This window comes from Actinosynnema pretiosum, assembly GCF_024171695.1.
In the GTDB taxonomy this organism is placed as follows: domain Bacteria; phylum Actinomycetota; class Actinomycetes; order Mycobacteriales; family Pseudonocardiaceae; genus Actinosynnema; species Actinosynnema pretiosum.
Genome location: NZ_JAMTCF010000012.1, coordinates 301,300 through 313,365, shown reverse-complemented (window position 1 = coordinate 313,365; position 12,066 = coordinate 301,300). Strand labels below are relative to the sequence as shown.

Genomic DNA, 12,066 nt, shown 5'->3' with positions numbered 1-12,066 from the left:
ATGAAGACGCTACGCATCCACTGTGCGGTTCTGAAGGAACCGAACCGACCATCACCGGTCGCTGACTGATCCCCTGGTTGGGGGGTTGGGCGCGACAGGGTGGTGCTGTGTGGTTGGTTATCTTCATAGTGTTTCGGTGGTCATTGCGGTTGGGGAACACCCGGTCCCATTCCGAACCCGGTAGTTAAGCCTTCCAGCGCCGATGGTACTGCACTCGTGAGGGTGTGGGAGAGTAGGACGCCGCCGAACATTTTTTCCCTGTGGGGGTGCATGGTTTTCCGTGCGCCCCCACAGGGCTTTTTTGCGTTCACGGGGAAATCGGGCGCGGGGAAGTGGGACAACGCCCCGGCCGGTCAGGAGACCCGGCGCAGGCGAGTCCTGAGGGCTGCCGCCTCCGGGGCTCCCACGGACTCGTAGCCCGCCGCAGCGGCGCCCCAGAGGGCCCGTGCGGCCCTGGAATCGCCTCCTGCGGCCCTGAGGTCGCCGAGCAGGTGGTCGGCCTGGGCCGCGAGCAAGCGCCTTCCCGAGGCCGCTCCGGCCGCCGCGGCCCGGCTCGCGCTGTCCAGCGCCCGGTCCAGCTCGCCCAGGTCCAGCTCGATCCGGCCGAGCAGCACCAGGACGTCGCCCTCGGGCAGCCGCAGCCGGTAGTCCGCCGCGCGGTCCAGTGCCTTCCGCGCGGCCTCCTCGGCCTCGGCCAGGCGACCGGCCGCGTGGTGCGCCGTCGCCAGGCCCCGGTGCGCGGCCACGATGCCCCACGGGTAGCTGGTCTCCCCGGCGATGCCCAGCGCCTCGGTGTGCCGCCCGGCGCCCTCCACGAGCCGCCCCGCGCCCACCAGGGCCTGCCCCAGCACGTTCTTCGCGTCGCAGCGGCCCTTCAGGTTCTCCCGCTCCTGCGCGAACTCCAGCGCCCGGCCCGCCTCCGCGATGGCCTCCGCGTAGCGGCCCCGCGCCAGGTGCGCCTGGGCCAGCCCCTCGTGCGGGATGTGCGCGAAGATCCGCGCCCCGGCCAGCCCGTACAGCTCGCCCGCGCGCTCGAACAGGCCCGCCGCCCGCTCCGGCGCGCCCCTGAGCAGCTCCACCTCGGCCAGCGCGTGCAGCGCGTCCGCCTGGGTCATCCAGGCGCCCAGGCGCGTCCCGACGTCCAGCGCGCCCCGGAAGCACGCCGCGGCCAGGTCCAGCTCGGCCAGCTGGAGGCGCACGCCGCCGAGGTTCAGCTGGGTGATGCCCTCCTGCTGGAGCGCGCCGGTCTCCCTGGTGATGGCCAGCGCCCGCTCCAGGTGCTCGGTCGCGCGCTCCAGCTCGCCCACGTCGATGTACGCGGCCCCCAGGTTCGACAGGACCTGCGCCCGCGCCCTCGGCCACGCCCCGCCGCGCTCCTGCACGCCCACGGCCGCGAGGAAGCGGTCGATGGCCATCGGGTGCCTGCCGACCGACCAGTACAGGACCCCCAGCGAGGACAGCATCGCCGCCTCGCCGACCGGGTCCCGCGCGGCCCGCGCCGACGCCAGGCCCGCGCCCGCCGTCGCCTGCCACTCCACCGGCAGCGCCGCGAGGTAGAAGTAGCGGCGCAGCGCGTCCACCAGCTGCCAGCAGTCCTCGTGCGGGGGTCTCGCGGCGGCGTGGGACACCAGCGCCACCAGGTTCGCCCGCTCCGCGTCCAGCCAGGCCAGCGCCTCGGCGGGCGAGTCGAACCGCTTCGGCTCGACGCCGGGCACGTCCGAGTCGCGCGGGTGCCGGACCAGGGTGCTCTTCAGCGCCCCGGTGGCGCTGTCCACCGAGCGGATCGACCAGTCGAGCAGCCTGCGGAACACCCGGTCCAGGCCCGCCTCGCCGTCCTCGGCCACCAGGCGCTGGACCGCGTAGTCCCTGAGCAGGTCGTGGAACTGGTAGCGGCCGGGCGCGGGCCGGTCGAGCAGGTTCACCGTGGCCAGCCGGTCCAGGCGCCTGCGCGCCTCCTGGGCGGGCAGGCCGCCCAGCGCCGCAGCCAGGTCCGGGGTGAGGTCGCCGGGCGCCACCGCCAGCAGCCGGAACAGCTGCGCCAGCTCCGGCTTGAGGGCGGCGTACGACAGGTCGAACGCGGCCTGCACGGCGGTGCGCTCGTCGCCCGCCACGCTCAGCGCCGCCAGCCGGTTGCCCGCGCGCAGCTCCGCCACGTACCCGGAGACGGTCGTGCCGGGTCTGCTCAGCACGTTCGCGGCGGCGATCCGCAGCGCCAGCGGCAGGTGGGCGCACAGGGCCACCAGCTCGCCGGTGGCGGCGTGCTCCCCGCCGACCACGTCCGCGCCGAGCACGCCGGACAGCAGCGCCCTCGCCTCGCCGTCGTCGAGCACGTCCAGGCGCACGTTCGTGGCCGCGTGGCTGACCGCCAGGCCGCGCAGCGCGTCCCGGCTGGTCACCAGGACGGCGCAACCGGGGGAGCCTGGCAGCAGCGGGCGGATCTGCTCGGCGCTCGCCGCGTCGTCCAGCACCACCAGCACCCGCTTGCCGGTCAGCCGGGAGCGGTGGAGGGCCTCCTGCTCGTCCGGGTCCAGCGGCACCGCCTCGGGGGCGACGCCCTGGGCGCGCAGGAACCTCGGGAGCACGTCCACGGCGCTCAGCGGCGGGCCCTGGGCGTGTCCGCGCAGGTTGACGTACAGCTGGCCGTCCGGGAAGTCCCCGCGCAACCGGTGCGCGGCGTGCACGGCGAGGGCCGTTTTACCTACTCCGGGTTGCCCCGACAAGGTGACGACCGGCACACCGTGTGATCTGCGCAGCAGTGTTTCCACGAGGTGAACCGAGTTCGAGCGCCCCACGAAGTCCCCGGCGCGCGCCGGGAGCTGGGACGGCGCGCCCGGTTCCGGACCGCTCTCCGCCCCCTCGGGGGCGGGGCTCCGACCGCCCTCGTCGGCCAGCACGGCCCGGTGCACGCGGCGCAGCTCCCCGCCGGGGTCGATGCCCAGCTCCTCGGCCAGGAGAGCGCTCACCCGGTCGTACGCGGCCAGCGCCTCGGCCCGCCTGCCCGAGCGGTGCAGGGCCACGACGAGCTGCGCCCACAGGCGCTCCCGCAGGGGGTGCTCGGCGGTCAGCGCGGTCAGCTCCGGCACCAGCTCCGCGTGCCGCCCGATGGCCAGGTCGATCTCCGCGCGGCGCTCGCGCGCGTGCAGCGCGGACTCGGTCAACCGGGGCGCCTCGTCGCGGTGCAGCACCGCCGACGGGACGTCCGCCAGCGCCGGTCCCCGCCACAGCTCCAGGGCCGCTGCCAGCGCGGACGAGGCTTCGGCGAGCCGTCCGGCCGCCTGCTCGCGGTCGCCGAGCGCGAGCAGCTCGGCGAACCGCGCGGCGTCCACGCAGGAGGCGGGGACGTCCACCAGGTACCCGTCGGGGACGGTCCGGATCGGCACCTCGGGGCCGAGCACCTGGCGCAGCCGCATGACGTAGGTGTGCAGGGTCTGCCGCGCGCGGGCGGGGGGCCGGTCGCCCCACACGTGCTCGGCCAGCTCGTCCACCGAGATCGGCGCGCCCGGCCTGGTCAGCAGGGAGGCCAGCAGGCACCGCTGCCTGCCCGCGCGCACCGCGACGGGCCGCCCGCCGACCACCACCCGCAGCGGTCCGAGGACGCCCAGTTCGAGCTGCTCGCCCACCGGTTTCCCCCCTTCCCGCCGAGGTCCTGGCCACCCTCCGTTCTACAGCGTAGGAGAGCGTTTGCCCGACCCACGATGATCACGCCGGGTCAGCGGAGGTGCGCCGGACGTACGACAATCAACTTCCACGTGGCCGGATCGTGACCTCGGCCGGTCTAGAAGGTTGTGAGGACCGGTTATCGTCCGTGACCACACCGTGAGATCCCGGAATTCCCATAGGGGTGTGTTTGATGGTTCATTCCCGATCGGCCCAGCGACGCTGGGTGGCTGCGATCGGTCTCACCAGTGCCGCCGCGCTCGTCCTCACCTCCTGCGTGCAGTCCGAGCGCAGCCAGGACTCCGGGACCGGCGGCGCCGCGGGCGGGACGTTCACCTTCGGGGCCGCGGGAGCCCCGAAGCTGTTCGACCCGATGTTCGCGACCGACGGTGAGACCTTCCGCGTCGCCAGGCAGATGTTCGACGGCCTGACCACGTTCAAGCCCGGCACCGCCGAGCCCGCGCCCTCGCTGGCCAAGGAGTGGTCGAGCACTCCCGACGGCCTCACGTGGACGTTCAAGCTCGAGACGGGCGTGAAGTTCCACGACGGCACCGACTTCAACGCCGAGGCCGTCTGCTTCAACTTCGACCGCTGGTACAACCTGAAGGGCGACGCGCAGTCCGACGCCGTCTCCCAGTACTACGTCGACAACTTCGGCGGCTTCTCCGACAAGCCGGAGACGTCGCTCTACAAGAGCTGCGCCGCCGAGGGCGCCGACACCGCCGTGGTCACCCTGACCAAGACGACGTCGAAGTTCCCCGACATCCTGGGCCTGCCCTCGTTCTCCATGCAGAGCCCGAAGGCGCTGAAGGAGTTCAACGCCGACGACGTGAAGGCCCAGGGCGACAGCTTCGTCTTCCCGGCCTACGCGAACGAGCACCCGACCGGCACGGGCCCGTTCAAGTTCGGCAAGTACGACAAGGCGAACAACGTCGTCGAGCTCGTGCGCAACGACGACTACTGGGGCGAGAAGACCAAGCTGGACAAGCTGGTCTTCCGGATCATCCCCGACGAGACCGCCCGCAAGCAGGCGCTGCAGTCCGGTGACATCGACGGCTTCGACTTCCCGAACGCCGCCGACTGGGACAGCCTGAAGAGCGGTGGCTTCAACGTCGAGGTCCGCCCGGCGTTCAACGTCTTCTACGTGGGCATCAACCAGAAGCGGAACCCGAAGCTCCAGGACCTCAAGGTCCGCCAGGCGCTGCTGCACGCGATCAACCGCGAGCAGCTGGTCAAGTCCCAGCTGCCCGAGGGCGCCGAGGTCGCGACCCAGTTCATCCCGAAGACCGTGGGCGGCTACGCCGACGACGTGCAGAAGTACGAGTACTCGGCGGACAAGGCCAAGTCGCTGCTCGCCGAGGCGGGCGCGTCCGACCTGACGCTGAAGTTCTACTGGCCGTCCGAGGTCACCCGCCCGTACATGCCCAACCCGAAGGACCTCTACGGCGCCATCGCCGCGGACCTGCAGGCGGCGGGCATCAAGGTCGAGGCGGTCACCAAGCCGTGGAACGGCGGCTACCTGACCGACGTCGACCAGGGCGAGCAGGCCGACCTGTTCCTGCTCGGCTGGACCGGCGACACCGGTAGCGCGGACAACTGGGTGGGCACCTTCTTCGGCAACCCGGCCAACCGCTTCAACACCGGGGCCTCCGCGTGGGGCGCCGACCTGGCCGCGCAGCTGAAGACGGCCGACGCGGAGCCGGACCGGACCAAGCGGTACGACCTCTACAAGGAGATCAACCGCAAGATCATGGCCGAGTACGTCCCGGCGCTGCCGATCTCGCACTCGCCGCCGGCGCTGGTCGTGAAGAACACCGTCAAGGGCATCACTCCGAGCCCGCTGACCGACGAGAAGTTCGTCGACGTCACGGTCAACTGACCGGACTGACTACCACTCCACCACAGAGACAACGGGGTTGAACCAGTGCTCCGCTACACCATCCGACGGCTGATCCAGCTCGTCGTCGTGGTGCTGGTGCTCTCGTTGCTCGTCTTCTCGTGGTTGCGCGCACTCCCGGGAGGGCCGGCATCGGCCCTCCTGGGGGAGCGCGGCACGGAAGAGTCACGGGCGGCGTTGAGCAAGCAGCTCGGCTTGGACCAGCCGATCTTCGTCCAGTACTTCAAATTCCTGGGCCGCGCCCTCACCGGGGACTTCGGCAACTCGACCGGCGTGCAGCCGGGCGACGCGGTGGTGGACATCTTCCTCCAGCGCTTCCCCGCCACGATCGAGCTGAGCGCCTTCGCCATGCTGATCGCGATCGCGCTGGGAATCCCCCTGGGCTACCTGGCCGCCCGCAAGCGCGGCGGCCTGTTCGACAACCTGAGCGTGGGCGGGTCGCTGATCGGCGTCGCCGTGCCGGTCTTCTTCCTGGCCTACCTGCTCAAGTACCTCTTCGCGTCCCAGCTCGGCTGGTTGCCCTCCGCGGGCCGCCAGTCCGCGGGCATCGACGCGACCCGCGTCACCGGCTTCTTCGTCCTCGACGGCTTCCTCACGCAGGAGTGGGACGCCGCGCTCGACGCGCTGACGCACCTGGTCCTGCCCGCGTGCGCGCTGGCCACCATCCCGTTCGCGGTGATCTTCCGGATCACCAGGGCGGCGGTGCTCGACGTGCTGAACGAGGACTACGTGCGCACCGCCGAGTCCAAGGGCCTGCTGGGCAGCGTCATCCGCCGCAGGCACGTCCTGCGCAACGCGATGCTGCCCGTGGTCACCACCATCGGCCTGCAGATCGGCGCGCTGCTGGCGGGCGCGGTGCTCACCGAGAAGGTGTTCGCCTTCCCCGGCGTCGGCGAGGCGCTGGCCATCGGGTTCGAGCGCAGGGACTACCCGGTCCTGCAGATGTTCATCCTGGTCGCCGCCATGATCTACGTGCTGGTGAACCTGCTGGTGGACCTGTCGTACGCGCTCATCGACCCTCGGATCAGGGCGAGGTAGCCGCTCATGACCCCCACCACGAAGAAGGAGCGGATCGACGCTCTCGCCGAGAGCTCGGCCTCCGACTCCGGCGTCAGCCTCGCCGCCAGCGCCTGGAAGCGGCTGCGGCGCAGCCCGGTCTTCCTGCTCGGCGCGGCGATCATCGCGCTGTTCCTGGTCGTCGCGGCGATCGCGCCGTGGCTCGCCCCGCACGACCCCGCGGCCCGCGACCTGATCGACCAGGTCATCAAGGCCCGCAACCAGATCCCCGGCCCGCAGGAGGGGTACCCCCTCGGCGGCGACCTGGTCGGCCGCGACCTGCTGTCCCGGCTGCTCGTCGGCGCCCAGCAGACCCTGCTGGTCGGCGTGTTCGCCACGCTGATCGGCCTCGCGGGCGGCATGGTGCTCGGCATCCTCGCGGGCGCGTTCGGCGGCTGGGTCGACTCGCTCGTCATGCGCGTCGTCGACGTCATGCTGTCGATCCCGCAGCTGCTGCTGGCCTTCGGCATCGGCGCGCTGTTCGCCAGGCCCAGCCTGCTCACCGTGATCCTCGCGGTGTCGATCGTGCAGATCCCGGTGTTCGCCCGGCTCCTGCGCGGCTCGATGCTCGCCCAGCGCTCCAGCGACCACGTGCTGGCCGCCACCGCGCTCGGCGTGAAGCCCGGCCCGATCGTGTTCCGGCACATGCTGCCGAACTCGCTCGGCCCGGTCATCGTGCAGTCCACCCTGGTGCTGGCCACGTCGATCATCGACGCGGCGGCGCTGTCGTTCCTGGGCCTGGGCAACCCCGACGACACGATCCCCGAGTGGGGTCAGATGCTCGGCAGCGCCCAGACCGTGATCGACAGCCACCCGCACCTGGCCTTCTGGCCCGCGGGCTGCATCATCGTGATCGCGCTCGGCTTCACCCTGGTCGGTGAGTCCCTGCGCGACGCGCTCGACCCCAAGAACAGGCGGTGATCCCGATGGCACTGCTGGAAGTACGCGACCTCACCGTCGTCTTCGAGCGCAAGGGCGAGCAGCCCTTCACCGCCGTGGACGGGGTCAGCTTCGACGTCGAGCCCGGCCAGACCGTCGGCCTGGTCGGCGAGTCCGGCTGCGGCAAGTCGGTGACCTCCCTCGCGATCATGGGCCTGCTGCCCAAGCGCGGGGCGCGGATCACCGGCTCGGTCGGCTACGAGGGCACCGACCTGCTGACGCTGTCCGACCGCCAGATGCGCGACCGGCGCGGGCGCGACCTGGGCATGGTGTTCCAGGACCCGCTGTCCTCGCTCAACCCGGTCATCCCGATCGGCCTCCAGGTCACCGAGGTGCTGGAGCGGCACCGGGGGATGCCCCGCAAGCAGGCCATGGTCGAGGCGGCCGACCTGCTGGACAAGGTCGGCATCCCCGACCCGACCCGGCGGCTCTCGGAGTTCCCGCACCAGCTGTCCGGCGGGATGCGCCAGCGCGCGCTGATCGCCATCGCGCTCGCCTGCCGCCCCCGGCTGCTGATCGCGGACGAGCCGACCACGGCGCTGGACGTGACCATCCAGGCGCAGATCCTGGCCCTGCTCAAGGAACTGGTGCAGGACACCGGGACCGCGCTGGTCATGATCACGCACGACCTGGGCGTCGTCGCGGGCCTGTGCGACGAGGTGAACGTGCTCTACGGCGGTCGCGTCGTGGAGAAGGCGCAGCGGCACGAGCTGTTCGCGCAGCCGCGCCACCCGTACACCCACGGCCTGCTGGCCTCCATCCCGAGGCTGGACGCGCCGCGCGGCGAGCGGCTGGTGCCCATCAAGGGCTCGGTCGCCGACAACATCCCGTGGGAGAGCGGCTGCGCGTTCGCGCCGCGCTGCCCGAACGCGCTGGACGTGTGCGTGACGACCACGCCGGAGCAGGAGGACCTCGGCGGCGGCAGGCTGCTGCGCTGCCACAACCCGGTGCGGCCCGAGGTCGCAGAGGAGGTGGGCGCGTGACCGCGGCAGAACCCGTTCAGGCCGAGCGGGCCCCCGAGGGCGACGCCCTCATCTCGATCGAGGGCGTCCAGGTCCACTTCCCGATCAAGCGGGGCGTCTTCCTGGACCGCACCGTCGGCCACGTGTACGCGGTCGACGGCGTGGACCTGAGCATCCGCAAGGGCGAGACGTACGGCCTGGTCGGCGAGTCCGGCTGCGGCAAGTCCACGCTCGGCCGGGCCGTGCTGCGGCTCACCGAGCCGACCGGCGGCCGGGTCGTGTTCGACGGCACCGACCTGTCCACGCTCAAGGGCGAGTCGCTGCGCACCATGCGGCAGCGGATGCAGATGGTCTTCCAGGACCCGATGTCCTCGCTGGACCCGCGCCAGTCGGTCGAGTCGATCCTGGTCGAGGGCCTGCGCGCGCACGGGCTGGACAAGGGCAAGGAGGCCACCGGCAAGCGCCTGCGCGAGCTGCTGGCCGCCGTCGGCCTGCCGTCGACCTCGCTGCGGAAGTACCCGCACGAGTTCTCCGGCGGCCAGCGCCAGCGCATCGGCATCGCCCGCGCGCTGGCGGTCGAGCCCGACCTGATCATCGCCGACGAGCCGGTGTCCGCGCTCGACGTGTCGGTGCAGGCGCAGGTGGTGAACCTGCTGGAGGAGCTGCAGGAGAAGCTGGGGCTGACCTACCTGGTGATCGCCCACGACCTCGCGGTCGTGCGGCACATCGCCGACCGGGTCGGCGTCATGTACCTGGGCGGGATCGTGGAGGAGGCGAGCTCGGACGCGCTGTACGCCGAGCCGCTGCACCCGTACACCAGGGCGCTGCTGTCGGCGATCCCGGTGCCGGACCCCGTGGTGGAGGACCGCCGCGAGCGCATCCTGCTCAAGGGCGACCTGCCCTCGCCCGCCAACCCGCCGACCGGCTGCCGGTTCCACACCCGGTGCCCGTGGCGGCAGGCGACCAAGTGCGACACCGAGCGGCCCGCGCTGCGCGAGGTGCTGCCCGGCCACCGGGTGGCGTGCCACTGGGCGGAGGACATCCGGTCCGGGGCGATCAAGCCGCACGAGGTCGAGACGGTGCTGGTGGAGGAGGACGGGATCTCCCCGGACGTCCCGCTCGTCGGGCCCGCCTCGGTGACCGAGGTGCTGAACCCGTAGGGCTGTGCTGTGAAGTCGGCCGGGGTGGGGACCGAGGTCCCCGCCCCGGCCTTTTTTCGCAGGTGGGCGGGATGAGTTCACAGAGGTGAGTGTGGAGCGTACTTGCTCCGCGCTCGGCGTCGGCGGTAGTGTTCCCGGCGACGAGGAGGCCGGGTGGGCTTGCAGCCGAAGCTGCTGACGGCGGGCGAGATCGCCGAGCTGCTGTCGGTGCGGGCCAGCGCGATCAGCAACTGGCGCAAGCGGCACCGGGACTTCCCCCGGCCGCGCGAGGCCGCCGGGCAGGAGCTGTTCGACGCGGCCGAGGTCGGGCGCTGGCTGGCCGGTCGGCGGGTCCCGCGCACCGCGCTGCGCCAGGACGAGACCGAGGGCGCCACCTACCAGCACCGGTTCCTGCGCGGCGCCGGGCAGCCCGCGCCGGTGACCGGGCCGCCGCCCGCCGCCCCCGAGCAGGCGCCCGCGCTGCTCGCGCACGTCGAACCGCTGCGGGCCGCCTCCGGGCTGGGCGTCGACTTCCTGCTGGGGCTGCTGCGCCTGCGGGTCGCCGACCCGGCGGGCTGGGCCGCGCTCGTGGCCGCCGCGCGGGGCGGGGTGGTCGCCGAGGTGCGCGGACCCCTGGTGGCCGCCCGGCTGCTCGAGCCGGACGCCGAGGTGGGCGGGGCGCTGACCGAGGCCGTGCTCGCCGCCGACGAGGCCGAGGAGCCCGCGCGGGTCGCGGACGCGCTGCTCGCCCGGTCCGACCGGGGCGCGGGGCGCCGGACACCGCCGCCGCTGGCCCGCTGCCTGGTCGAGCTGGTCGACCCCAGGCCCGGCGAGACCGTGCACGACCCGTGCTGCGGCGACGGCAGGCTGCTGGTCGCGACCGTTGAGCGCGGGAGCGCCGGGCCGCTGTCCGGGCAGGCCGCCGACGAGGCGTCGGCGCGCGCCTGCGCGGCGCTGCTGGGGATCAGGGGCGCGTCCGCCGACCTGCGCGCGCACGGGGACGGGTTCCGGGGCGAGCTGTTCGACGTGGTCGTGGCGCACCCGCCGGTCACCCCGGCCCCGCCCGTCGACGGGGGCGGTGGGTCGCCGCGCGGCGAGTCGTCCGCGCGCGGCGCGGGCCTGGCCTGGCTCCAGCGCGCGCTGCGCGCGCTCGCGCCCGGTGGTCGTGCCGCGCTGCTCCTGCCGGGCAGCACCACGTCCGGGCAGTCGGGCCGGGACGTGGCGGTCCGGCGGGACCTGGTCGAGGCCGGGGCCGTCGAGTGCGTGATCGCCCTGCCCGGCCGGTCGTCCCGCGCGGTGGTGTGGGTGCTGCGCGCGCCCGGCTCCGGTCCGGACGACGGGGAGGTGCTGTTCGTCGACGCGGTCGGGAGCGGCGGGCGCGCGGTGGACGACGCGCTCGTCGACCGGGTGGTCGGCGAGCACCGGCGGTGGGCCGAGCGGGGCGGGCGGAGGTTCGCCGGGCAGGACGGGTTCAGCCGGTCGGCCTCGCCCGCGGAGATCGCGCGCGCCGACTTCCGGCTCGCCCCCGCCGGGTACGTGGAGCGGCCGGTCGCCGAGCCCGCGCCGCTGGAGCACCTGCTCGCCGAGGTCGACGCGCTGCACGCCGAGCTGGGCGGGCTGCGGGGCGCGATCGCCGCGCGGGAGGCCGAGGGGGAGCGGGCGTTCGCCGCCGCGCTCGCCGCCACCGGGGGCGCGCCGTGGGCGGAGGTCCCGCTCGGGCGGATCGCCGACGTGCTGGCCGGGCCTGCGACCCTGGCGCGCGGCGAGGGCGTGCCGGTGGTGCTGCCGCGCAACATCGGCGGCGGGCGGGTCGACAGGGGCGCGCACGACCGGGCGCCCGCGCGGCACGACCGGCACGCGCTGCGGGCCGGGGACGTGGTGTGCGCCCGGACCGGGACGCTCGGGCGGTACGGGGTGGTCGGGGCCGACCAGGACGGGTGGCTGCTCGGGCCGGGCTGCCTGAGGCTGCGGCCGGGGGCGGGCGTGGTCCCCGGCTACCTGGCGCACTTCCTGAACTCGCCCGAGGGCGCGACCGCGCTGGAGCGGCTGCTGTCCGGCGGGGCGGTCCCGCACGTGACCACGCGGGCGATGGGGGAGCTGGTGGTCCGGCTGCCGCCCCCGGCGGCGCAGACCGCGATCGCGGCGGCCCTGGACGCGGTCGACGGGCGGCTCGCGCTGCACCGGCGGGTGGAGGTGGCGGAGCGCGAGCTGCGCGACCTGGCCTTCGCGGCCCTGACCCTGGCCCGCTGAGCCGCAGGCTCACCGGGCTCCTGGGGCGCTGGGGCCAGGACTTGTCGAACCGCAGGCGCCCTGAGCACAGGCGTCCGAGCCAGATGCCCTGAGCCTCGGGTGCTCTGAGTCTCGGACCCGCTGAGCCTCGGGCCTGCCAGCCGCAGATCCGCTTGACCCCAGTGCC

Annotated in this window: 7 protein-coding genes and 1 rRNA gene; 7 read left to right on the top strand and 1 reads right to left on the bottom strand. The window is 73.5% G+C overall.

Annotation, left to right across the window (positions count from 1 at the left end; translation table 11 throughout):
• Nucleotides 1-132: 132 nt before the first annotated feature.
• Nucleotides 133-249: ribosomal RNA gene (gene rrf, locus LV78_RS25215) — 5S ribosomal RNA — on the top strand.
• A gap of 104 nt (nt 250-353) precedes the next feature.
• On the opposite strand, the gene LV78_RS25210 is transcribed toward rrf, so the two are convergent.
• Entirely contained in the window at nt 354-3,620 is a 3,267-nt protein-coding gene (locus LV78_RS25210; RefSeq protein ID WP_253848093.1) for an AfsR/SARP family transcriptional regulator, read from the bottom strand.
• A gap of 230 nt (nt 3,621-3,850) precedes the next feature.
• On the opposite strand from LV78_RS25210, the gene LV78_RS25205 reads away from it, so the two are divergent.
• The 6 genes from LV78_RS25205 (at nt 3,851) to LV78_RS25180 (ending at nt 11,900) form a co-directional block, all read left to right on the top strand.
• Nucleotides 3,851-5,536, top strand: a complete 1,686-nt coding sequence (locus tag LV78_RS25205; protein ID WP_253848092.1) for an ABC transporter substrate-binding protein — start codon at nt 3,851-3,853, stop codon at nt 5,534-5,536.
• 45 nt (nt 5,537-5,581) lie between these two features.
• A complete protein-coding gene (locus LV78_RS25200; protein WP_253848091.1) occupies nt 5,582-6,592 on the top strand; it encodes an ABC transporter permease in 1,011 nt (336 codons plus the stop codon).
• 6 nt (nt 6,593-6,598) lie between these two features.
• Nucleotides 6,599-7,531 (top strand): ABC transporter permease, encoded by a 933-nt coding sequence (locus LV78_RS25195; RefSeq protein WP_012782842.1) that lies wholly within the window; start codon nt 6,599-6,601, stop codon nt 7,529-7,531.
• A 5-nt stretch (nt 7,532-7,536) separates the two neighbouring features.
• On the top strand, nt 7,537-8,532 hold the full coding sequence (locus tag LV78_RS25190; protein ID WP_253848090.1) for an ABC transporter ATP-binding protein: 996 nt from the start codon (nt 7,537-7,539) through the stop codon (nt 8,530-8,532).
• A 50-nt stretch (nt 8,533-8,582) separates the two neighbouring features.
• On the top strand, nt 8,583-9,671 hold the full coding sequence (locus LV78_RS25185; protein WP_372494996.1) for an ABC transporter ATP-binding protein: 1,089 nt from the start codon (nt 8,583-8,585) through the stop codon (nt 9,669-9,671).
• Nucleotides 9,672-9,824: 153 nt separating this feature from the next.
• Nucleotides 9,825-11,900, top strand: a complete 2,076-nt coding sequence (locus tag LV78_RS25180) for an N-6 DNA methylase (RefSeq protein WP_253848089.1) — start codon at nt 9,825-9,827, stop codon at nt 11,898-11,900.
• Nucleotides 11,901-12,066 lie beyond the last annotated feature (166 nt).